At 69.2% G+C, this 20,714-nt stretch carries 19 protein-coding genes and 1 tRNA gene; 13 read left to right on the forward strand and 7 right to left on the reverse strand.

Annotated features, from left to right (window positions below):
- The first annotated feature begins 136 nt into the window (after positions 1 to 136).
- Positions 137 to 1,243: a glycoside hydrolase family 5 protein gene (locus CKCBHOJB_RS02950; protein WP_281050543.1), complete on the forward strand. Its 1,107-nt coding sequence runs from the start codon at positions 137 to 139 to the stop codon at positions 1,241 to 1,243.
- On the opposite strand, the gene CKCBHOJB_RS02955 is transcribed toward CKCBHOJB_RS02950, so the two are convergent.
- On the reverse strand, positions 1,229 to 3,025 hold the full coding sequence (locus CKCBHOJB_RS02955; RefSeq protein WP_281050545.1) for an ABC transporter ATP-binding protein/permease: 1,797 nt from the start codon (positions 3,023 to 3,025) through the stop codon (positions 1,229 to 1,231). The two genes, CKCBHOJB_RS02950 and CKCBHOJB_RS02955, sit on opposite strands and share 15 nt — an antisense overlap.
- A 158-nt stretch (positions 3,026 to 3,183) precedes the next feature.
- Positions 3,184 to 3,260 (reverse strand) — tRNA-Met (locus CKCBHOJB_RS02960).
- A 225-nt stretch (positions 3,261 to 3,485) separates the two neighbouring features.
- On the opposite strand from CKCBHOJB_RS02960, the gene CKCBHOJB_RS02965 reads away from it, so the two are divergent.
- From CKCBHOJB_RS02965 to CKCBHOJB_RS03015, 11 genes are all read left to right on the forward strand, one after another.
- Entirely contained in the window at positions 3,486 to 3,812 is a 327-nt protein-coding gene (locus tag CKCBHOJB_RS02965; RefSeq protein ID WP_281050546.1) for a hypothetical protein, read from the forward strand.
- Between the two features lie 61 nt (positions 3,813 to 3,873).
- Positions 3,874 to 5,226 carry a tRNA (N6-isopentenyl adenosine(37)-C2)-methylthiotransferase MiaB gene (gene miaB, locus CKCBHOJB_RS02970; RefSeq protein ID WP_281050548.1) on the forward strand — a complete coding sequence of 451 codons (1,353 nt, stop codon included), beginning with the start codon at positions 3,874 to 3,876 and terminating at the stop codon, positions 5,224 to 5,226.
- On the forward strand, positions 5,227 to 6,267 hold the full coding sequence (locus tag CKCBHOJB_RS02975; RefSeq protein ID WP_281050549.1) for a PhoH family protein: 1,041 nt from the start codon (positions 5,227 to 5,229) through the stop codon (positions 6,265 to 6,267).
- Positions 6,257 to 7,069: an rRNA maturation RNase YbeY gene (ybeY, locus tag CKCBHOJB_RS02980; protein WP_281050550.1), complete on the forward strand. Its 813-nt coding sequence runs from the start codon at positions 6,257 to 6,259 to the stop codon at positions 7,067 to 7,069. Before CKCBHOJB_RS02975 ends, ybeY begins: the two co-directional genes overlap by 11 nt.
- A 47-nt stretch (positions 7,070 to 7,116) precedes the next feature.
- Positions 7,117 to 7,959 (forward strand): transporter associated domain-containing protein, encoded by an 843-nt coding sequence (locus CKCBHOJB_RS02985; protein ID WP_281050551.1) that lies wholly within the window; start codon positions 7,117 to 7,119, stop codon positions 7,957 to 7,959.
- Positions 7,959 to 9,488, forward strand: a complete 1,530-nt coding sequence (lnt, locus tag CKCBHOJB_RS02990) for an apolipoprotein N-acyltransferase (protein WP_281051599.1) — start codon at positions 7,959 to 7,961, stop codon at positions 9,486 to 9,488. Before CKCBHOJB_RS02985 ends, lnt begins: the two co-directional genes overlap by 1 nt.
- Before the next feature lie 151 nt (positions 9,489 to 9,639).
- Positions 9,640 to 10,566 carry a glycine--tRNA ligase subunit alpha gene (gene glyQ, locus CKCBHOJB_RS02995; protein ID WP_281050552.1) on the forward strand — a complete coding sequence of 309 codons (927 nt, stop codon included), beginning with the start codon at positions 9,640 to 9,642 and terminating at the stop codon, positions 10,564 to 10,566.
- Positions 10,566 to 12,665 carry a glycine--tRNA ligase subunit beta gene (glyS, locus tag CKCBHOJB_RS03000; RefSeq protein ID WP_281050553.1) on the forward strand — a complete coding sequence of 700 codons (2,100 nt, stop codon included), beginning with the start codon at positions 10,566 to 10,568 and terminating at the stop codon, positions 12,663 to 12,665. The genes glyQ and glyS overlap by 1 nt, the downstream gene beginning before the upstream one ends.
- Before the next feature lie 64 nt (positions 12,666 to 12,729).
- Positions 12,730 to 13,263 carry a D-glycero-beta-D-manno-heptose 1,7-bisphosphate 7-phosphatase gene (gmhB, locus tag CKCBHOJB_RS03005; RefSeq protein ID WP_281050554.1) on the forward strand — a complete coding sequence of 178 codons (534 nt, stop codon included), beginning with the start codon at positions 12,730 to 12,732 and terminating at the stop codon, positions 13,261 to 13,263.
- A gap of 37 nt (positions 13,264 to 13,300) precedes the next feature.
- Positions 13,301 to 14,101, forward strand: a complete 801-nt coding sequence (locus tag CKCBHOJB_RS03010) for a lysophospholipid acyltransferase family protein (protein WP_281050555.1) — start codon at positions 13,301 to 13,303, stop codon at positions 14,099 to 14,101.
- Between the two features lie 101 nt (positions 14,102 to 14,202).
- Positions 14,203 to 14,601, forward strand: coding sequence for a 4a-hydroxytetrahydrobiopterin dehydratase (locus tag CKCBHOJB_RS03015; protein WP_281050556.1), 399 nt, complete (start codon positions 14,203 to 14,205; stop codon positions 14,599 to 14,601).
- A gap of 158 nt (positions 14,602 to 14,759) precedes the next feature.
- On the opposite strand, the gene CKCBHOJB_RS03020 is transcribed toward CKCBHOJB_RS03015, so the two are convergent.
- The 5 genes from CKCBHOJB_RS03020 to CKCBHOJB_RS03040 all read right to left on the reverse strand — a co-directional run bounded on the left by CKCBHOJB_RS03020 (position 14,760) and on the right by CKCBHOJB_RS03040 (position 18,573).
- On the reverse strand, positions 14,760 to 15,326 hold the full coding sequence (locus CKCBHOJB_RS03020) for a phasin family protein (RefSeq protein WP_281050557.1): 567 nt from the start codon (positions 15,324 to 15,326) through the stop codon (positions 14,760 to 14,762).
- A gap of 330 nt (positions 15,327 to 15,656) precedes the next feature.
- Positions 15,657 to 16,433: an enoyl-CoA hydratase gene (locus CKCBHOJB_RS03025; protein ID WP_281050558.1), complete on the reverse strand. Its 777-nt coding sequence runs from the start codon at positions 16,431 to 16,433 to the stop codon at positions 15,657 to 15,659.
- Positions 16,434 to 16,477: 44 nt separating this feature from the next.
- Entirely contained in the window at positions 16,478 to 17,005 is a 528-nt protein-coding gene (gene lptA, locus CKCBHOJB_RS03030) for a lipopolysaccharide transport periplasmic protein LptA (RefSeq protein WP_281050559.1), read from the reverse strand.
- On the reverse strand, positions 17,002 to 17,583 hold the full coding sequence (gene lptC, locus CKCBHOJB_RS03035; RefSeq protein ID WP_281050560.1) for an LPS export ABC transporter periplasmic protein LptC: 582 nt from the start codon (positions 17,581 to 17,583) through the stop codon (positions 17,002 to 17,004). Before lptC ends, lptA begins: the two co-directional genes overlap by 4 nt.
- Positions 17,584 to 18,573, reverse strand: a complete 990-nt coding sequence (locus CKCBHOJB_RS03040; protein WP_281050561.1) for a KpsF/GutQ family sugar-phosphate isomerase — start codon at positions 18,571 to 18,573, stop codon at positions 17,584 to 17,586.
- 155 nt (positions 18,574 to 18,728) lie between these two features.
- Here CKCBHOJB_RS03040 and CKCBHOJB_RS03045 point away from each other — a divergent pair, with 155 nt between their 5' ends.
- Positions 18,729 to 20,696, forward strand: a complete 1,968-nt coding sequence (locus CKCBHOJB_RS03045) for a monovalent cation:proton antiporter family protein (RefSeq protein ID WP_281051600.1) — start codon at positions 18,729 to 18,731, stop codon at positions 20,694 to 20,696.
- Positions 20,697 to 20,714 lie beyond the last annotated feature (18 nt).

Genomic DNA, 20,714 nt, shown 5'->3' on the forward strand with positions numbered 1-20,714 from the left:
GGGGTCGGTTCGAAACGGGGAAGGGGGGCGATTCTGCCATGGCAGGAGGGCGCGAGCTTTGTCACGGTGCGGGGCGGGTTTGGCTGCGAGAATGAAGCCTGTGCATGGCGCCCGATCCGGGCACGGGAGACGCCGGATGGAAACGACCCGTACCAAGCTGCGCGGGGTGAACCTCGGCAGCTGGCTGCTGCTGGAAAAATGGATGGTGCCCAGCCTGTTCGAGGGCCTGGCGGCCAGCGACGAGACCACCTGGTGCGCTGAACTCGGCCCGGCCGCCACCGAGCGCCTGCGCCGGCACTGGAACAGTTTCGTCACCCGCGAGGACTTCGCGTGGATTGCCGAGCGCGGTCTCAACGCGGTCCGCATCCCGGTGGGGCACTGGATCTTCGGTCCCGACTACCCCTACCACCCGAAGTACGGCGCCAATCGCCATCCCTTCGTCACCGGTGGCATCGAGGTGCTCGACCGCGCGCTCGACTGGGCGCAGGAATTCGGCCTGCGGGTCATCATCGACCTGCATGCCGCGCCCGGCTGCCAGAACGGCTTCGACAACGGCGGCATCAAGGACGTGGTCGAATGGCACACGAAGCGCGAGTATCGTGACCATGCCCTCGACGTGCTCGAACGCCTGGCGGCGCGCTACCGGTCGCATCCGGCGCTGCACGGCATCGAGCTGCTCAACGAGCCGCGCTGGGACGTCCCCACCGACTACCTGAAGTCCTATTACCTCGACGCCTACGCCCGCATCCGCAGGCACTGCCCGGCGGAGAAGGTGGCGGTGGTGTTCCACGACGGCTTCCGCAGCTTCCGCGAATACCTCGGCTTCATGCAGGCGCCGGCCTTCCGCAACGTGGTGTTCGACTATCACCGCTACCAGTGCTTCGAGCGCGGCGACATCGACATGGACATCCACGGCCACATCCGCAAGGCGGCGGTGGACTGGCGCGAGGAGGCCGACGCGATCAACGCCGAGCTCGGCCTGCCGGCGATCTGCGGTGAGTGGAGCCTGGGGCTGGACCTGAAGGTGGTGTCGCTGTGGGCGGAGGGGCCGTTCAACCACGCCCTCGAGCACATGGACGCCTTCCAGCAGGACGTGGCCAGCCGCGCCTACGGCGACAGCCAGCTGATCACCTTCGAGCGCCTGGCGGGCTGGTTCTTCTGGAGCTACAAGACCGAGACCACGCCGGCCTGGTGCCTGCGCGAATGCGTGGAACGCGGCTGGCTGCCCTCACGCTTCGGCTGAGGTGTCCGCGGCGGTGCCGGATGCGTCGCGCGATTCGTGCCGGCGCTCGAGCACCAGCCGGCGGTCGTAGAAGTGGTTCTGGCGGCCGCGGCGGCTGATGTTGAGCAGTGTCGCGGCGGGCAGTTCGTGGCGGAGCAGCTCCAGGGTGTCGACCTCCTCCTTGGGCGTGAAGGCGTCGGTCGCTTCCTGCATGAAGATCCACGCCGGCTGCTGCAGGAAGACGCGGGCCAGACCGAGGCGCTGCTGCGTGCGCATCGGCAGTTCGCGGCTCCAGTCCTCATGTTCGTCCAGGCGCGGGGCGAGCCAGGCGAGGCCGGTGCATTCCAGCGCGCGATGCAGGGCGGCGGTCGAGTAGCGTTCGGGCGGCTGCGGGTAGCTCAGCACCGCGCGCAGGCTGCCGGCCGGCAGGAAGGGGTGCTGGGGCACGAACATCGGCTCGCGACCGGGCGGCAGCAGGATCTCGCCGCTTCCCCACGGCCACAGCCCGGCCACGGCCTTGAACAGGCTCACGGTCACCGCCGGATCGCCGCAGATCAGGATGCGCTCGCCGCGGCGAACGCGCAGGTCGAGGTGCTCGAGCAGCGGCTCGCCGCCCGGGGTCGTCAGGGCGAGACCGCGCAGTTCGAAGTCCGGGTGCGTGGAGATCGTGGGCGTCAGGAGGGGGCGGTCGGTGCCGCGCTCGGCCTCCACCCGCTCCAGCGCCAGCATGTCCGCGTGGAGGCTGGTGATGCGGTCGGCCGAGGCCCGCCAGCGCGCCAGCTCACCGAGGTTGTCGATCGGCCACGACAGGGCCGAGGTCAGGCGCTGGAAGGCCTGCGCCGCCTGCATCAGCAGGCCGAGGCTCATCGCCCCGGCGATGTACTGCGGCGCCGCGATCAGGATCGGGAACACCGGCAGCAGCGTGCCGTAGCCGGTCGAGAACGACACGATGCCGAGATAGGCCAGGGTCTGCCGGTTCCAGCCCTGGCCGACGTCGTCGAACAGCCGGCTCGCCTCGCTGCGCGCGCGCGGCTCGCCGCGCAGCAGGGTGATCGGCTCGGCGTGTTCGCGTGCCTGCGCCAGGCCGAAGCGCAGGTTGGCCTCCACCGTCTGCAGGCGGTTGGTGCTGCGGATCAGCGGACGCCCGAGCAGCAGGCCGAGCGCGCTGCCGATGCCCGCATACAGGAAGGCGGCCACCACCAGGTAGCCGGGCACGGCGATCGAGGTACCCGGTAGCGGTGCGCTGCCCGACACGCTGAGCAGGATGTCGACGAAGCTGCCGAGGATCAGCAGCGAGAACAGCAGCGAATGCGCGAGCGCCACCGCCACCTCGGTGGCGATGCGGATGTCCTCGGCGATGCGGCCGTCGGGGTTGTCGTGGTCGCCGGCGGCGAGCTGCAGCCGGTACAGATGGCCGCGCGCCAGCCAGTGGTCGAGCAGCAGTGCCGTCAGCCAGCGCCGCCAGTCGAGCTGGATCCAGCGTTTGACGTGCAGGTGGAGCGCGGTCACCCCCATGGTCAGCGCGAAGATCAGCGCGAACACCGCGGTCAGGCGCAGCAGTTCGGTCAGCGAGCGCGCCTCGAGGGCATCGAAGAGGTCGCGGTTCCAGTAGCTGACCCAGATCGCCAGTGCGACCTGCGCCACCGTCAGAACCACCAGCAACAGCACTGCCACGCGCACCTGCCACTTCCGCGCGCAGTTCCAGTACGCCCCCGCCAGGCGCAGAAAACCCTGCCTGCCGATGCTGCGCGGCACGTCGGCGGGCAGGAGAGTCGGGGCGGGGGGAGGCGGCGCGGTGGGCATGAGCGAATCATGCCGTGTTGCGGCCGGGGTGTGCGTGGAGGAAGACGCGGTCGGGTGGATTGTGTCGGCGGGCGGGCCTGAGCAGCGCGCGTTGCACCCGCATGCCGGCCGGGCGTCAACGAGAAAGGGGCTGCATCGCTGCAGCCCCTTGAATTTGTTGGTGGTGATGGGCGGAATCGAACCGCCGACCTATGGGTTATGAATCCATCGCTCTAACCGTCTGAGCTACATCACCAACCGAGCTCGCGAATATAGCGGGTTCGTTCCATGTGCGTCAATAGTTTCGGTGCGGATTTGTCGAGGGGGCGCATCGGGTCGCGGCTATGACGCCGCCGCAGCCCCGGCCTTCGTCCAGGGTTCGGAAGTCTTGATTTATAAGGCTTTTGCATTGACATGCGCGGGGCGATCGGTGATCATCCGTCGCCTGTTCCCTACCGTTCCGGATCTGTCCGGCTCGCTCTTGCGCCCGCATTCTCTTTCCGTTCTGGTGGCCGGCATGCTCGGCCTGGCGTCGTCCCTGGCGATCGCGGCTCCGTCGCGGCCGATTCCCGACGACGCGGTGAAGGCGAAGGCGTCCTTTTCGCGGCCGGGTGCGGTCGAGGTCAAGGGCGCGGCGCTGCTGTTGAGTCCCGGCGCGCAGATCCGCGACACCGCCAATCGCATCGTGCTGCCCTCGCACATCCGCGGCGAATACACGGTGCGCATGCTGCTCGACAACAGCGGCCAGGTGCATCGGGTGTGGATCCTCACCCCGGAAGAGGCGGCGGCGCCGATGCCCAAGCGCTGACCGCTGCCGCGATGCCTGCCCGACCCGCTGCCGCAAGGCTCAGCCTGATTTACCTTTCAAGATGAAAAAACTCTACATCCGCACCTTCGGGTGCCAGATGAACGAGTACGACTCCGACAAGATGGCGGACGTGCTCGGTGCCCACGAAGAACTGGTCAAGACCGACAATCCGGAAGAGGCCGACGTGATCCTCTTCAATACCTGCTCGGTGCGCGAGAAGGCGCAGGAGCGGGTGTTCCACGATCTCGGCCGGGTGCGCCTGCTGAAGCAGGCCAAGCCTGACCTGATCATCGGCGTGGGCGGCTGCGTGGCCAGCCAGGAGGGCGAGGCCATCGTCAAGCGCGCGCCCTATGTGGACGTGGTGTTCGGCCCCCAGACCCTGCACCGCCTGCCCAAGCTGATCGAGGCGCGCAAGCAGAGCGGGCGCTCGCAGGTGGACATCTCCTTCCCCGAGATCGAGAAGTTCGACGCCATGCCGCCGGCGCGCGTCGAGGGCGCAAGTGCCTTCGTGTCGATCATGGAAGGCTGCTCGAAGTACTGCACCTTCTGCGTCGTGCCCTATACCCGCGGCGACGAGGTGTCGCGCCCGCTCGAGGACGTGCTCGCCGAGATCGCCGGCCTGGCGGCGCAGGGCGTCAAGGAAGTGACCCTGCTCGGGCAGAACGTCAATGCCTGGCGCGGCGAACTGGTACGCGAGGACGGCGAGCAGGGCGACTTCGCCTTCCTGCTCGAGTGCGTGGCCGAGATCCCCGGCATCGAGCGCATCCGTTACACCACATCGCATCCGCGCGAGATGACGCAGCGCCTGATCGACTGCTACGCGAAGATCCCCAAGCTGGTGTCGCAGCTCCACCTGCCGGTGCAATCGGGCTCGGACCGCGTGCTGGCGGCGATGAAGCGCGGCTACTCGGTGCTGGAGTTCAAGTCGGTGGTGCGCAAGCTGCGCGCGGCGCGGCCGGACCTGGCGCTGACCTCGGATTTCATCGTCGGCTTCCCCGGCGAGACCGAGGAGGATTTCGAGAAGACCATGAAGCTGATCGAGGACATCGGCTTCGATGGCTCCTTCAGCTTCGTCTACAGCGCGCGCCCCGGCACCCCGGCGGCCGACCTGGAAGACCCGGTGGCGCAGGAAACCAAGCTCGCCTGGCTCGCCCGCCTGCAGAAGCGCATCGACGCGCAGTACCAGGCCAACAGCGAGGCCATGGTCGGCACGGTGCAGCGCATCCTGGTCGAGGGCGCGGCGAAGAAGAACGCCGAGGTCGAGATGATGGGCCGCAGCGACAACAACCGCGTGGTCAACTTCCCCTCCGATTCGCCGGTGCGCGACCGCCTGATCGGCCAGTTCGTCGACGTGCGCATCACCGCCGCGCTGCCGCACAGCCTGCGCGGCGAGATCATCACCCGGGAATCCTGAATGGCACGAACCCTGGAAGTCTTCTTCGAGCCGGTGGACAACCCCCGGCTGTCCCGGCTGTGCGGTGTGCTCGACGAGAACCTGCGCCAGATCGAGAACGCCTTCGACATCACCGTCAGCCGCCGTGGCGAGCAATTCACGCTCACCGGCCATCCCAGCCAGGTGCTGCGCGGCGAGATGGCGCTCAAGCACTTCTACGAGCGCGCCGACAAGGACCTGTCGCTCGACGACGTGCAACTCGGCCTGATCGAGATCGGCAGCCGCGGCAGCGGCGGCGACCCGCTGCAGCCGGCGCCGGTGCTGATGACCCGGCGCACCGAGCTGCACGGGCGCACGCCGCGCCAGGTCGAATACCTGCGCAACATCCAGGAATTCGACATCACCTTCGGCATCGGCCCGGCCGGCACCGGCAAGACCTACCTCGCGGTGGCGAGCGCGGTCGATGCCTTCGAGCGCGACCTGGTCGAGCGCATCATCCTCACCCGCCCTGCGGTCGAGGCCGGCGAGCGCCTGGGTTTCCTGCCCGGCGACCTGGCGCAGAAGGTCGACCCCTACCTGCGTCCGCTGTACGACGCGCTCTACGACCTCATGGGCTTCGATCGCGTCGGCAAGCTCTTCGAGCGCAGCCTGATCGAGATCGCACCGCTCGCCTTCATGCGCGGGCGCACGCTCAACAATGCCTTCATCATCCTCGACGAGGCGCAGAACACCACGCCCGAGCAGATGAAGATGTTCCTGACCCGGATCGGCTTCGGTGCCAAGGCGGTGGTCACCGGCGACCTCACCCAGGTCGACCTGGCGCGCGGCCAGCGCAGCGGCCTCAAGGAGGCGCGCGCGGTGCTGGCGGACGTGCGCGGGATCGCCTTTACTGAATTCAGCAAGGAAGACGTGGTGCGTCATCCGCTTGTCGCGCGCATCGTCGAAGCTTACGACCTCGAGGCGGCACGCGTGGAACGCGCCAAGGCTGCGGCCCGCGCCCAGCACCAGCAGGAAAAGGACACGAAGGACAAGGACGCACAGGATGCCGAAGATGGGGAATAAACCGGCGGCGGCCAGGCCCGCAGCGACCGCGACCGTGAAGCAGCCGAAGTTCGTCGCCATCGATGCCGACGGCAAGGCGACCCGGCTCAAGGCCGAGCGTCTCGAGATCGACTTCGGCGATGGCCGCAAGCTCCTGCTCGCCTTCCCCGAGCGCGCCTGGGGCGACCTCGAGATCGAGGCCGATGCCGACGACGAGGCTGCGGTGCCGATGCTGTCCTTGCAGCCCGGCGCCTGCAACCTGATGACCGTGCGCGTCGATGTGCATCACGACATGGCCTTCGTCGACGACGAGCCGATCGAACTGGCGGGGCTGCCGGAGGGCGTGCATCCGCCGGTGCTGAAACTGGCGGTGCAGCGGGCGGTCGAGGGCGAGGACAAGGCCAACGCGCCGAAGAAGAACCACATCCGGCGCTGGGTGCAGGCCGCGCTGCAGCAGGACGCCGAGGTCACCGTGCGCCTGGTCGGCGCCGAGGAAGGGCGCGCGCTCAACCGCGACTATCGCGGCAAGGACTACGCCACCAACGTCTTGACCTTCGCCTATGACGAAGGCGAGGATCTGCCCGGGCTGCCCGAGGACGGCGCCGCGGTGCTCAGCGGCGACCTGGTGCTGTGCGTGCCGGTAGTGATGCGCGAGGCGGCGGAGCAGGGCAAGACGCCCGAGGCGCATTTCGCGCATCTGGTCGTGCATGGCATGCTGCACCTGCAGGGCCATGATCATGAGACCGAGGCCGAGGCGGCCGAGATGGAAGGGCTCGAGACCGGCATCCTGCGCGGCCTCGGTTACGCCGATCCCTACGCCTGAGTGCCGGCCCCGCGCCCCTGGTCTGAAGCGGAGACCCCGATCCTCATATGGACAGTTCCCCTAAACCTTCATTACTCGAGCGACTTTCGGCCTTTCTCTCGCGCGAACCGGAAGATCGCGAAGAGCTCCTCGCGCTGCTGCACTCCGCCTTCGATCGCAACCTGATCGACGCCGACGCCCTCAGCATCATCGAAGGCGCCCTGCAGATGTCCGACCTGCAGGTGCGCGACGTGATGGTGCCGCGCGCGCAGATGGACTGCGTGCATCTGGACGATGCGATCGAGGCGATCGTCACCTTCGCCATCGACACCGGGCACTCGCGCTTTCCCGCCATCGGCGACGGCAAGGACGACGTGGCCGGCATCCTGCTCGCCAAGGACTTGCTGCGCTACTTCGGCGGGCGCCGGTTCGAGCTGCGCGAGATGCTGCGCCCGGCGGTGTTCGTGCCCGAGTCCAAGCGCCTCAACGTGCTGCTGCGCGAGTTCCGGGTGTCGCACAACCACATGGCGATCGTGGTCGATGAGTACGGCGGCGTCGCCGGCCTGGTCACGATCGAGGACGTCCTCGAGCAGATCGTCGGCGACATCGAGGACGAGTACGACTTCGACGAGATCGGCGACAACATCCGCCTCGACCGCAACGGCCGCTACCGGGTGAAGGCCACGACCGAGATCGAGGACTTCAACGAAGCCTTCGCCACCCATTTCAGCGACGGGGAGTGCGACACCGTCGGCGGCCTCGTCATCCGCCACTTCGGCCGCCTGCCCAAGCGCGGCGAGGCGGTGGAACTCGAAGGGCTGAAGATCAAGGTGCTGCGCGCCGACAGCCGGCGGGTGCATGCCCTGGTGGTCGAGCGCCTGCCCAGGCCTGCCGAGCCCGTCGCCGAGTGATGCTGCGCCGGCTGTCGCTCGCGCTGCTCGCCGGCGGCGCCTCGGTGTTCGCGTTCGCGCCCTTCGGGCTGTTTCCGCTCGCCTTCGTCGGCCTCGCCGTGCTGGCCTGGCTGCTCGGCGGCGCGGCGCGCCGGCGCGAGGGCTTCGCGCTCGGTTTCGCCTGGGGCTTCGGCGCCGTCATCGGCGGCGTGTCCTGGCTGTACGTCGCGCTCGAGCGTTACGGCGGCATGCCGGCCCCGCTCGCCGCGCTGGCGATCGCGCTGTTCTGCGCCTATCTGGCGCTCTATCCGGGGCTTGCGGGGGCCGTGTTCGTCGCCCTGAGAAGAGCCTGCGGCGGTTCGGCGATGCGCGCCGCGGCGCTTTTCGGCGCCCTGTGGCTGCTGACCGAATGGCTGCGCGGTGTCGTGTTCACCGGCTTCCCCTGGCTCGCCATCGGCTACTCCCAGACGCCGCCGAGTCCGCTCGGTGGCCTGCTGCCGGTAATCGGGGTGTATGGCGTCGGCGGCCTGGTGGCCTTCGTCGCCGCGCTGTTCGCCTTCGTGCGCCCTGCCGACTGGCTGCGCCCACGCCGGGCGTGGCGGCCGGCACTGGTAGTGGCGGTACTGGTCACCGGCGGCGCGGGCCTGCTCGGCAAGGCGTGGACCGCGCCCTCCGGCGCGCCGGTCGCGGTCGCCCTGGTGCAGACCAACTTCGAGCAGAGCCTGAAGTGGGATCCGGCGCGCTTCGCCGACGTCCTGCAGGCCAACCTCGATCTCGTCCGCGAGGCCTTCCTGCAGCCCCAGGCGCCGGCGATCGTCGTCCTGCCCGAAACCACGCTGCCCACGCTGCTCGACCGCCTGCCCGAAGGCTATGTGGACTGGCTGGCGCGGCTGGCGCGCGAGGCCGGCGGTGATCTGGTGATGGGCGTGTTCCGCCGCGACCAGGCCGGTCACATCTACAACGCCGCGGTCGGCCTCGGCACGGCGCCGGTGCAGCACTATGCCAAGCGGCACCTGGTGCCCTTCGGCGAGTATTCGCCGCCGCTCTTCGGCTGGTTCTACAAGCTGGCGCAGATTCCGATGTCCGACCAGACCCGCGGCGCGCCCGACCAGCCGCCGATGCAGCTCGACGGCCAGCGCGTGGCGCTCAACATCTGCTACGAGGACCTGTTCGGCGCCGAGCTCATCCGCGCGCTGCCCGCGGCCACGCTGATGCTCAACATCTCCAACCTGGCCTGGTACGGCGACTCGCTCGCCCAGCCCCAGCACCTGCAGATCGCCCGCGTGCGTGCGCTGGAAACCGGACGCCCGATGCTGCGCTCGACCAATACCGGGATGACCGCGCTGGTGCAGCCGGATGGCCGCGTCGTAGGCGTGCTGCCCGCGTTCGAGCGCGGCGTGCTGCGGGTCGAGGTCCAGGGCTACCAGGGGCTGACGCCTTATGCACGCTGGGGCGACCGGCTGGCGCTGGGCCTTGCGCTGCTGATTCCGCTGGCGGTCTTCCTGCGCAGCGTCCGTGTGAGCGGGCTTGCCCGCGAAAGTGGCACTTGAGCGCGGGCTGTTCGCGGGCAAGTCCGCTCACACAGCAACTCGCTCCTGCGGGACGGTGCCGGGCGGCACGCTTGCAGCCCCCTTGCACCCCGAAGCCCGTTAAAATCCCTGCTTTTGCGTGCGCTGCGCAGCCCGGAGGCTGCCCGAGACCATGACCACCGAATCCCGACTCGTGAAACCGACCTTCCAGCAAGTCATCCTCACCCTCCAGCACTTCTGGGGCGAGCGCGGCTGCGTGCTGCTGCAGCCCTACGATCTCGAGGTGGGCGCCGGCACCAGCCACACCCACACCTTCCTGCGCGCGATCGGCCCCGAGCCCTGGAACGCGGCCTACGTGCAGCCCTCGCGCCGTCCCAAGGACGGCCGCTACGGCGAGAACCCCAACCGCCTGCAGCACTACTACCAGTTCCAGGTGGTGCTGAAGCCCTCGCCGCTGAACATCCAGGAACTCTACCTCGACAGCCTGCGCGCGCTCGGCATCGACCCGATGGTGCACGACATCCGCTTCGTCGAGGACGACTGGGAGAACCCCACCCTCGGCGCCTGGGGCCTGGGCTGGGAGGTGTGGCTGGACGGCATGGAGGTCACCCAGTTCACCTACTTCCAGCAGGTCGGCGGCCTCGACTGCAAGCCGGTGCTGGGCGAGATCACCTACGGCATCGAGCGCCTGGCGATGTATCTGCAGGGCGTGGAAAACGTCTATGACCTGGTGTGGTCGGTCGGCCCCGACGGCCGCGCGGTCACCTACGGCGACGTCTATCACCAGAACGAGGTCGAGCAATCGACCTATAACTTCGAGCACAGCAACGTCGACTTCCTGTTCTCGCTGTTCACCAACTACGAGTCGGAAGCCAAGCGCGTGATGGAGGCCGGCCTGCCGCTGCCGGCCTACGAGATGGTGTTGAAGGCCGCCCACACCTTCAACCTGCTCGACGCCCGCGGCGCCATCTCGGTGACCGAGCGCGCCGCCTACATCGGCCGCATCCGCAACCTGTCGCGCGCCGTCGCGCAGGCCTATTTCGAATCCCGCGAAGCCCTCGGCTTCCCGATGCTGAACACCACCAAGGAGGCCGCGTGATGACCGCCGCGACCCTGCTCGTCGAACTGCTCACCGAAGAACTGCCGCCCAAGGCCCTGCCGCGCCTGGGCGAGACCTTCGCCACGAAGATCGCCGAAGGCTTGAAGGTCAAGGGCCTGGCACCGGCCGACGCCGCCTTTCGCAGCTTCGCCAGTCCGCGCCGGCTGGCGGTGACGGTGGCGCAGGTGGCCTCGGAGGCCGCCGCCAAGGAAGTCACCGAGAAGCTGATGCCGGTGTCCGTGGCGCTCGATGCCGAGGGCAAGCCGACCCCGGCGCTGCTGAAGAAGATGGCAGCCAAGGGCATTCCGGCGGACTCGGTTGACACCACTCTGGCCGGTTTCGAGCGCCGCATGGACGGCAAGGCCGAGGCGCTGTTCCACACCGCCACGGTGCCGGGCGCCAGGCTCGCCGACGTGCTGGCGTCCATCGTGCAGGACGCGATCAAGGCCCTGCCGATCCCCAAGGTCATGCGCTGGGGCGACGGCGACGCCACCTTCGTGCGTCCGGTGCACAAGCTCACCTTCCTGCACGGCGCCGAGGTGGTGCCGGGTCGCGTGCTCGACCTCGAGGCCGGCCGCACGACGCGCGGCCACCGCTTCATGAGCCGCGGCGACATCGACATCGCCACCGCCGACGCCTACGAGCCGACGCTGCTCGCCGAGGGCAAGGTCATCCCCAGCTTCGCCGAGCGCCGCGCCGACATCGAGCGCCAGCTGCTCGCCGAGGCGGCGAAGCAGGGCGCGCTGCTCGACGAATACGCCGACCTGCTGGACGAGGTCGCCGCACTGGTCGAGCATCCGACGGTGTACGTGGGCGAGTTCGAGGCGGAATTCCTCGCCGTGCCGCAGGAATGCCTGATCCTGACCATGCGCGCCAACCAGAAGTACTTCCCGCTCTTCGACGGCGCGGGCAAGCTGCTCAACCGCTTCCTGATCGTCTCCAACATGCAGGTGGCCGACCCGAGCAACATCATCGCCGGCAACGCGCGCGTGGTGCGCCCGCGCCTGTCGGATGCGCGCTTCTTCTTCGAGCAGGACAAGAAGCAGAAGCTCGCGGCGCGCCTGCCGCGCCTGGCGCCGGTGGTCTATCACAACAAGCTCGGCAGCCAGCTCGAGCGCGTGGAGCGTCTGGAGGCGCTGGCCGGTGCGATCGCCGCGCAGCTGCACGGCGACGTCGCCGCCGCGAAGCGCGCCGCGCGCCTGGCCAAGGCCGACCTCGTCACCGACATGGTGGGCGAGTTCCCCGAGCTGCAAGGCATCATGGGCCGCTACTACGCGCTTGCCGACGGCGAAGGCGAGGTGGTGGCCGACGCCATCCAGGCCCACTACCAGCCGCGCTTCGCCGGCGATGCGCTGCCCGCCGGCAACGTCGCCGCCGCGGTGGCGCTCGCCGACAAGCTCGACGCGCTGGTCGGCTTCTTCGGCATCGGCATGGTGCCCACCGGCGACAAGGACCCGTTCGCGCTGCGCCGCGCCGCGCTCGGCGTGCTGCGCATCCTGATCGAGGCGCCGCTGCCGCTCGAGCTGCCGAAGCTGATCGACACCGCAGCGGCCGGCTTCAAGCCCGGGCTGCTGACCGCCGAGGGCTTTGCCGCGCAGTTGCAGGACTTCATGTTCGAGCGCCTGAAGAACCTGCTGCGCGAGTCGGGTCGCGACGGCGCGGTGATCGACGCCGTGCTGGCGCTGAAGCCCGCGCGCATCGACCTGGTGCCGGCCAAGCTCGCCGCGGTCGAGGCCTTCCGCGCGCTGCCCGAGGCCGAGGCCCTGGCCGCCGCCAACAAGCGCATCGTCAACATCCTGAAGAAGGCCGAGGGTGCGCCGGGTGAGCCCGACCTCGCGCTGCTGCAGGAAGAGGCCGAGAAGGCGCTGTTCCATCAGGTGGTCGAGGTCGCGCCGCTGGTGCGCTCGCACGTCGCCAACGAGGACTACACCGACGCGCTGTGCGCGCTCGCAGGCCTGCGCGCGGCGGTGGACCGGTTCTTCGAGGACGTCATGGTGATGGCCGAGGAGCCGCTGACGCGCGCCAACCGCATTGCGCTGCTGGCCCAGCTCGCAGGCCTGATGAACCAGGTGGCCGACATCTCGCGCCTGTCGGCCTGAGCCGAGGGCACGCCGTTCCATGAACGGGTGCCCGTTCCATAACCCGGGGTGAACGATCATGCCGATGAAGCTCATCATTCTCGACCGCGACGGCGTCATCAACCAGGACTCCGACCAGTTCATCAAGTCGCCGGAGGAATGGAAGCCCATCCCCGGCTCGCTGGAGGCGATCGCCCGCCTCAACCAGTGGGGCTGGCGGGTGGTGGTGGCGTCCAACCAGTCGGGCGTGGGCCGCGGCCTGTTCGGCATGGACACGCTGAACGCGATCAACGACAGGATGGTGAAGGCCCTGGCCCAGGTCGGCGGGCGGCTGGATGCGATCTTCTTCTGCCCGCACGCGGCCGATTCCACCTGCGACTGCCGCAAGCCCAAACCGGGCCTGCTGCTGCAGATCGCCGAGCGCTTCAACGTCGACCTGGACGGGGTGCCGGTCGTGGGCGACAGCCTGCGCGACCTGCAGGCGGCGGTGGCGGCGGGCGCCAGGCCCTACCTGGTGCTCACCGGCAAGGGCGAGCAGACGCGGGAGAATCCCGAACTGCCGCCCGCCACCCTGGTGTATCCCGACCTCGACGCCATCGCGGCCGAGCTGACGGCCTGAGCGCCCATCCTCAGCCTTAACTCCAGCGAGCCCTTCCGTGCATCTGATCCGCTCCTTCCTGTTCGCCATCATCCTCGCGCTGGTGACGATTCCCTACGCGCTGTTCGGCATCCTGATCTTCTGGGCGCCGCCGATGACCCGCCACCGCCTGATCACCACCTGGGTGCCGATCATGATGTGGGTCATCCGCCATGTGCTGGGCATCCGCTACCGCGTGATCGGGCGCGAGAACCTGCCGACCACGCCGGCGGTCGTGCTGTCCAAGCACCAGTCGGCGTGGGAGACGATCGCGCTGCAGCAGATCCTGCCGCCGCTGTGCTACGTGCTCAAGCGCGAACTGCTGCGCGTGCCCTTTTTCGGCTGGGGGCTGGCCAGCATTCCCGGCATCGCGATCGACCGCTCGGCAGGCAAGGATGCGATGTCGCAGGTGGTGGAGCAGGGGCGTGCGCGGCTGAAGGAAGGGCTGTGGGTGGTCGTGTTCCCCGAGGGTACGCGCGTGGCGCCGGGGACCACCCGGCGCTACAAGCCCGGCGGCGCCATCCTCGCCAAGCGTGCCGGCGTGCCGGTGGTGCCGGTCGCGCACAACGCCGGCGAGTTCTGGCGGCGCAACGCCTTCATCAAGCGTCCGGGCGAGATCGTGGTCAGCATCGGGCCGATGATCGCCGTCAAGGGCGAGAAGGCGGAGGCGGTCAACGCGCGCGCCGAGGCCTGGATCGAGGCCGAGATGCGTCGCCTCTTCCCGCATCACTACGCCGGCGAGTCCGCTGGGGTGGCGGAGGAGGGCGGGGCCGACGACGAGGTCGTGCCTTCCCCGGGCGAGGACCAGGAGCGCGCCTGAGCGGACGAGCGCGCGTGCGGGCGCGGGGGCGTCCCACGCGCACATGGACCGCCCGGCGCGGGCCGGCTACATTGAGTACTCCCCATCCCGAGGAGACTGCGATGAGCGAGCAACTGGCACCCTTGTCCGAGGATGACATCCGCGCGCGGCTGGCGCGCGAGCTGCCGCACTGGTACTACGAGAACGGCTGGATTCGTCGCAAGTACCGGACCGGCGGCTGGAAGGGCACGCTGATGGTGGTGAACACCGTCGGCCACCTCGCGGAGGCGGCCTGGCATCACCCCGACCTGGCGGTGTCCTATGCCTTCGTGATCGTGAAGCTGTGCACCCATTCGGCCAAGGGCGTGACCGAGCGCGACTTCGCGCTGGCGCGCAGGATCGAGGAGGTGGTGCAGTGGCAGCCGGGGCGCGAGGGCGGAGTGCTCGAGGGGACGCCGAACGACGATGCGCGCTTCCGCTACATCAAGTACGACTCGGACCTTGATCCCGGCGCTGCGTGAGCGAGTCCCGTGGAAGCGGGCTCGCCCGCGAGCATCGAGCCAAACGGGCGCTGCTTTCGCGGGCAAGCCCGCTCCCATGCCATCCGCGCGCGCGCGGAAGGTGGACGCAAAAAAGCCCCGCAGTGCGGGGCTTTTTCGTTCAGCCGGGCTGAGAAAGCTTAGGCAGCCTTCTTGGCAGCGGCCTTGGAGCCGGTGCTGACAGCCTTGACGGTGGCGTTGGTCGCGGCGGCCACGTTGGCTTCGGCGATCTCGGCGACCTGCTTGGCAGCCTTGCTCATGCTGTCGTAGGCGCTGTTGGCGGCGGCGATGGCCGACTTGACGGCGGCGACGGCAACGTCCGAACCGGCGGGAGCCGACTTGGCAGCCTTGTCGAGCGCGGAGGCCACGCCCTTGTTCATTTCGGCGACCTGGCCTTCGAAGACCTTCGACACTTCTTCCTGGCTCTGCGAGGTGATCTCGTAGACGCTGCGGGCGTAGGCGACGGCCTTCTCGACGATCGGCTGGGCCAGCGAAGCCTGCAGGCTCACCAGTTCCTGCACGTCCTTGGCAGCCAGCAGGGCCTTGGTGTTGGCCACGCCGTCTTCCAGCAGCGAACGGGCGGTGTTCAGGTTCAGGGCGGCCAGGCGCTCGGCGCTGGCGAAGGCGGTGTTGGCCAGGGTCAGCAGGGTTTCGACGTTGGCCTTGTTGGCGGCGGCGAACTGCTCGGGGGTGACGAAGTTGCTCATGTGAATCTCCTTGACGAAAGTGTGGATTGCATCAACATCGCTTGGGCAGCTGCGATGTTGCGTTGCAGCATGGTGCGGATTATACGTACCCGAATCGGGGTGTCAAGCCAAATTTTGTGCATTGCACAAGCATCGGTCGATTACCTGATTCTATCGTCCCCAGGAGCGCTTGCAGCGCGCCTGGCCGGCGACCGGGCGTACTGTCGCTGCGATGCGGCGGCACATGCCGGATGGCAGTGTGCGGGACCAGGATTGCCGCAGTATGACCGCAGTGCAGCAACGCGGCCGGCATTGCGCCGGCCGCATCCATCCAAAGGAGAGCGTCCGCCCTCAGTCGTGGCGGAACTGAGGCTTGCGCTTCTCGACGAAGGCGGCCATGCCTTCCTTCTGGTCGTTGAGCGCGAAGGCGGCGTGGAACACGCGGCGCTCGAATAGCAGGCCCTCGTTGAGGCTGCTCTCGAAGGCGCGGTTGACCGACTCCTTGATCATCATGACCACCGGCAGCGAGAAACCGGCGATGGTCTCGGCGGCGGTCATCGCTTCCTCGACCAGCTTGTCGGCCGGCACCACGCGCGACACCAGGCCGGCACGCTCGGCCTCGGCGGCGTCGATGAAGCGCGCGGTCAGGCACATGTCCATGGCCTTGGCCTTGCCGACAGCACGCGGCAGGCGCTGGGTGCCGCCGGCGCCGGGCAGGGTGCCGAGCTTGATCTCGGGCTGGCCGAACTTGGCGGTGTCGGCGGCGATGATGATGTCGCACATCATCGCCAGCTCGCAGCCGCCGCCGAGCGCGAAGCCGGCGACCGCGGCGATCACCGGCTTGCGGCAGGTCTTCACGCGTTCCCAGTTGCGGGTGATGTATTCGGACTTGTAGGCGTCCATGTAGGAGAAGCTCGCCATCGCGCCGATGTCGGCGCCGGCGGCGAAGGCCTTCTCCGAGCCGGTGATGACGATGGCGCCGATGCCTTCGTCGGCTTCGAAGTCGTTCAGCGCGGCGGTGATCTCGTTGACCACCTGGTCGTTGAGCGCGTTGAGCGCCTTGGGGCGGTTGAGGGTGATGAGGCCGACGCGGCCGCGCTTTTCGGCGATGATCATCTCGAAGCTCATGCAGTCTCCTTGTTTGCTTCCGTACTCGTTGCGGGTGGGTGGGCTCACTGCCCGCCGTCCGACTTCGGCTGGATCACCGCGCGGACCCGGCTGGGGGCGGTGCCCGGCTTGCTGCCGGGGGCGTTGGTGGCGAGGTAGTTCTCGGTGATGGCGTCGTATTCGATGTAGTGGCCGGTGACCTGGTCGCCGCCGCTGGTGACCTTGGCGCGGTTGAAGAGCCTGGCCTTCTCGCTGCGGCTGTCGTATTCGATGCGCTCGGCCTCGCCCTCGACGTATTCGGTGCTGCCGTCGCGGCGCTGACGGAAGGTGGCCAGCCCCTTGCCGGCCGCGGTGGCGACGCCGTTCTGGAAACCGGCGGCGTCCTGGGTCACGACCAGCTTGTCGCCGCGGATCACCAGCGTGCCCTGGGTCAGCACCACGCTGCCCTCGAAGATGTGCACCTTGTTGCGGTCGTCGACGGTGAGGCGGTCGGCCTCGATATCGACCGGCTGGTCGCGGTCGGCCTTCTCGGCGAGCGCCGGCTGGAAGGCGCCGGCGAGGGCGAGGACGGTGGTCAGAAGCAGGCGTTTCATGAAGGCGATCCTTGGCGGCGGGGCGGCATCAGGGTCCTGACCTCGCCGATGAGTTCGAGCGTGCCGAACAGGTCGTCGGCGCGCATGCCCTGCGCCGAGGCGCGGCCCTCGCCGCGGGTGAGCAGGACCGGCGAATCGGTCTGCGCGCGGTGCGCGTCCGGCCACACGGTGAGGGTCTCGGAGTCGAGGGTGAGCGGCAGGGCCTCGGCGGTGCCGGGACGGCGCACCTTGACCTCGCCCGCGAGGTCGACCTGCTCGCCGCCCGGCGAGACGTCGGCCTGGCGCGCGGTGATCAGGGTCTCGTTGTCCGCGCCCTTCATGTGCAGGCGCGGCTGGTGCAGGCGGGTGGTGTCGCCGGCAGGGAAGTGTTCGAGGCGCGTGGCGAGCAGTTCGTAGCGCTGGCGGCCATCGGCGCCGAAGCCGACCACCCGCGTACCCTCGGCGATGAAGTCCGGACCGGTCTGCTCGCCCTGCACGACCGGATCGTCGGCACGGGTGACGCGCTCGAGCCACACCGAGCCGCCGGCCAGCGCGGCCAGGGCGAGGATGGGGTAGAGGCGCCAGGTGTCGATCAGCATTCAGATGACCTTGGCCAGCATCAAGTCGTGGGTGGTGAGCGCGCCGGCGAGGCAGCCGTCCTCGTCGATGACCAGCAACTGGCTGATGCGCATGCGCTCCATGGCCTCGGCGGCCTCGACCGCGAGCGCGCCGGGGCCGATGCTGCGCGGATTGCGGCTCATGACCTCGCTGACGCGGGCGGTGCGCACGTCCACGCCCTTTTCCAGCGCCCGGCGCAGGTCGCCGTCGGTGAAGATGCCCTGCGGCAGGCCGGCGCTGTCGACGATCGCGGTCATGCCCATGCCGCCGGCGGTCATCGCCAGCAGGGCCTGGGTGAGCGGGACGTCGGCGGCTACCTGCGGCACAGCATCCGCCGGGCGCATGACGTCGCCGACGTGGGTCAGCAGGCGGCGGCCGAGTGCGCCGCCCGGGTGCGAGCGCGCGAAGTCCTCGGCGGCGAAGCCGCGCGCGTCGAGCAGCGCGACCGCGAGCGCATCGCCGAGCGCGAGCGCGGCGGTGGTGCTGGCGGTGGGGGCGAGGTTGAGCGGGCAGGCTTCCTCGGCCACCGCCGCCTCGAGATGCACGTCGGCCTCGCGCGCGAGCGGCGACTCGGCTTTGCCGGTCATCGCGATCAGGCGCGCGCCCTGGCGCTTGACCAGCGGCAGGATCATCAGCAGTTCCTCGCTCGAGCCGGAGTTCGACAGCGCGATCACCACGTCCTCGGCGGTGATCATGCCGAGGTCGCCATGCGCGGCCTCGGCCGCATGCACGAAGTAGGCCGGCGTGCCGGTGCTCGCCAGCGTGGCGGCGATCTTGCGCGCGATGTGGCCGGACTTGCCGATGCCGGTCACGATGACGCGGCCATGGCGCTTGAGGATGATGTCGACCGCGCGTTCGAACTCGGTGCCGACGCGGTCGGCGAGCGCGGCGACGGCCTCGGCCTCGATGCGCAGCACGCGGCGGGCGAGGGCGACGGCGCGGCTGTCGGCGGAAGCGGAAATTGGGTCCATGGAATCGATGCTTTACACTGGCACAGGAAGGAGGGCGGCGCAGCCGGCGGCCGGATGCAGACGCGATGCGGCCCGCGCCCGATCTGATCGCCGGATTGTATAACAAACACCCGGGACGCCGCCCGGCGCGCCCGCTGCGCCCGACCCTCGCCACCATGCTCAATACGCTCGAATTCGTGGTCCTGCTGCTCGCGGCGGCGGTCGTCATGGTCGCCCTGTTCCGCAGCATGAATCTGCCGCCGGTGCTGGGCTACCTGCTGGTCGGGGCGATCGGCGGGCCGCATGCGCTGAATCTGATGCAGGAGTCCGCCGGGGCGCGCCATCTGGCCGAATTCGGCGTCGTGTTCCTGATGTTCTCCATCGGCCTCGAGTTCTCGCTCGCGCGCCTGCTGGCGATGAAGCGCATCGTGTTCGGCCTCGGCCTGGTGCAGGTGCTGGCCAGCATCGCGCTCGTCACCGTGCTCGGCCGCCTGCTCGGACTGGGCTGGATCGCCGCGTTCGCGCTCGGCGGCACGCTGGCGATGTCCTCCACCGCCATCCTCTCCAAGCTCCTCGCCGACCGCATGGAGCTCGACAGCCGCCACGGCCGCGAGGTCATCGGCGTGCTGCTGTTCCAGGACATCGCGGTGGTGCCGCTGCTGATCCTGCTGCCGGCGCTGTCGCGCCCGGCGGAGGAACTGCTGTTCACGCTCGGCCTGGCCGCGCTCAAGGCGGTGCTGCTGCTCCTGCTGGTGCTGGTGTTCGGCCAGCGCCTGATGCGCTGGTGGTTCACGCTGGTGGCACGGCGGCGCTCGACCGAACTCTTCATGCTCAACGTGTTGCTGATCACCCTCGGGCTGGCCTGGCTGTCGGAGCGGGTCGGGCTGTCGCTGGCGCTGGGCGCCTTCCTGGCCGGTATGCTGATCTCGGAGACCGAGTACCGCTACCAGGTCGAGGAGGACATCAAGCCCTTCCGCGACGTGCTGCTCGGCCTGTTCTTCGTCACCGTCGGCATGCTGCTCGACGTCATGGAGATCGTGCGCAACCTGCCGGCCGTGCTCGGCCTGCTGCTCGCGCTGCTGGTGCTGAAGTTCGCCATCGTGTTCACCGCCTCGCGCCTGTTCGGCTCGCCGCCCGGCACCGCGATGCGCTCCGGGCTGTGGCTGTGCGCGGGCGGGGAGTTCGGCTTCGTGCTGCTGTCGCAGATCCTCGGCCTGGGGCTGATGCCGCACGGGCTCGCACAGGTCGCGGTGGCGGCGCTCGTGCTGTCGATGCTGCTCGCGCCGCTGATCGTGCAGGTCAGCGACCGCCTGGTGATGCGCTTCGTGGCCTCGGAATGGCTGCTGCGCTCGATGGAGCTGACCCGGGTTGCGGCGCAGTCCCTGAACACCGAGAAGCACATCATCGTCTGCGGCTACGGCCGCAGCGGCCAGTACATGGCGCGCTTCCTCGAGCAGGAGAACGTCAGCTACGTCGCCCTCGACCTCGACCCGGAGCGCGTGCGCGAGGCCGGTGCGGCCGGCGACACCGTGGTCTATGGCGACGCCGCGCGGCGCGAGACCCTGATGGCGGCGGGCATCATGCGTGCCAGCGCGCTGGTGGTGTCCTTCGGCGAGGTGGAGGCGGCGCTGCGCGTGATCCACCACGCCCACGCGCTGCGTCCCGACCTGCCGGTGGTGGTGCGCGCCAGCGACGAGGCCGACATGGAGAAGCTCGCCCAGGCCGGCGCCGCCGAGGTGGTGCCGGAAGCCTTCGAGGCCAGCATCATGCTCGCCTCGCATGCGCTGGCCCTGATCGGTGTGCCCCTGAAGCGCGTGGTGCGGCGCATCCGCGACATCCGCAGCCAGCGCTATGCGCTGATGCGCGGTTTCTTCCAGGGCAGCAGCGACATCGGCGACGGCGTGGATGCGAGCGAGGCCCGCCTGCGCTCGGTCAGCGTGCCGCCGGGCGCGGCCGTGGTCGGTCGTGCGCTGGGCGAGATGCGCCTGGACCAATGCGGGGTGACGGTGTCCGCGGTGCGCAGGCGCGGGATCCGCGCACTGTCGCCCGGGGTGGAGACGCGGATCGAGGCCGGGGACGTGGTCGTGCTGCTCGGCGGTCCCAGTGCCCTGGAGGCGGCCGAGCAGCGCCTGCTGGGCGGTTGAGGGGCTGCCGCTCGCGGC

The organism is Thauera sp. GDN1, assembly GCF_029223545.1.
Lineage (GTDB): Bacteria > Pseudomonadota > Gammaproteobacteria > Burkholderiales > Rhodocyclaceae > Thauera.

What these genes read in the sequence shown, in the direction of transcription:
- CKCBHOJB_RS02950 (WP_281050543.1), top strand. Translation starts at nt 137, where the DNA reads ATGGAAACGACCCGTACCAAGCTGCGCGGGGTGAACCTCGGCAGCTGG.
- CKCBHOJB_RS02955 (WP_281050545.1), bottom strand. Translation starts at nt 3,025, where the DNA reads ATGCCCACCGCGCCGCCTCCCCCCGCCCCGACTCTCCTGCCCGCCGAC.
- miaB (WP_281050548.1), top strand. Translation starts at nt 3,874, where the DNA reads ATGAAAAAACTCTACATCCGCACCTTCGGGTGCCAGATGAACGAGTAC.
- CKCBHOJB_RS02975 (WP_281050549.1), top strand. Translation starts at nt 5,227, where the DNA reads ATGGCACGAACCCTGGAAGTCTTCTTCGAGCCGGTGGACAACCCCCGG.
- ybeY (WP_281050550.1), top strand. Translation starts at nt 6,257, where the DNA reads ATGGGGAATAAACCGGCGGCGGCCAGGCCCGCAGCGACCGCGACCGTG.
- CKCBHOJB_RS02985 (WP_281050551.1), top strand. Translation starts at nt 7,117, where the DNA reads ATGGACAGTTCCCCTAAACCTTCATTACTCGAGCGACTTTCGGCCTTT.
- lnt (WP_281051599.1), top strand. Translation starts at nt 7,959, where the DNA reads ATGCTGCGCCGGCTGTCGCTCGCGCTGCTCGCCGGCGGCGCCTCGGTG.
- glyQ (WP_281050552.1), top strand. Translation starts at nt 9,640, where the DNA reads ATGACCACCGAATCCCGACTCGTGAAACCGACCTTCCAGCAAGTCATC.
- glyS (WP_281050553.1), top strand. Translation starts at nt 10,566, where the DNA reads ATGACCGCCGCGACCCTGCTCGTCGAACTGCTCACCGAAGAACTGCCG.
- gmhB (WP_281050554.1), top strand. Translation starts at nt 12,730, where the DNA reads ATGAAGCTCATCATTCTCGACCGCGACGGCGTCATCAACCAGGACTCC.
- CKCBHOJB_RS03015 (WP_281050556.1), top strand. Translation starts at nt 14,203, where the DNA reads ATGAGCGAGCAACTGGCACCCTTGTCCGAGGATGACATCCGCGCGCGG.
- CKCBHOJB_RS03020 (WP_281050557.1), bottom strand. Translation starts at nt 15,326, where the DNA reads ATGAGCAACTTCGTCACCCCCGAGCAGTTCGCCGCCGCCAACAAGGCC.
- CKCBHOJB_RS03025 (WP_281050558.1), bottom strand. Translation starts at nt 16,433, where the DNA reads ATGAGCTTCGAGATGATCATCGCCGAAAAGCGCGGCCGCGTCGGCCTC.
- lptA (WP_281050559.1), bottom strand. Translation starts at nt 17,005, where the DNA reads ATGAAACGCCTGCTTCTGACCACCGTCCTCGCCCTCGCCGGCGCCTTC.
- lptC (WP_281050560.1), bottom strand. Translation starts at nt 17,583, where the DNA reads ATGCTGATCGACACCTGGCGCCTCTACCCCATCCTCGCCCTGGCCGCG.
- CKCBHOJB_RS03040 (WP_281050561.1), bottom strand. Translation starts at nt 18,573, where the DNA reads ATGGACCCAATTTCCGCTTCCGCCGACAGCCGCGCCGTCGCCCTCGCC.
- CKCBHOJB_RS03045 (WP_281051600.1), top strand. Translation starts at nt 18,729, where the DNA reads ATGCTCAATACGCTCGAATTCGTGGTCCTGCTGCTCGCGGCGGCGGTC.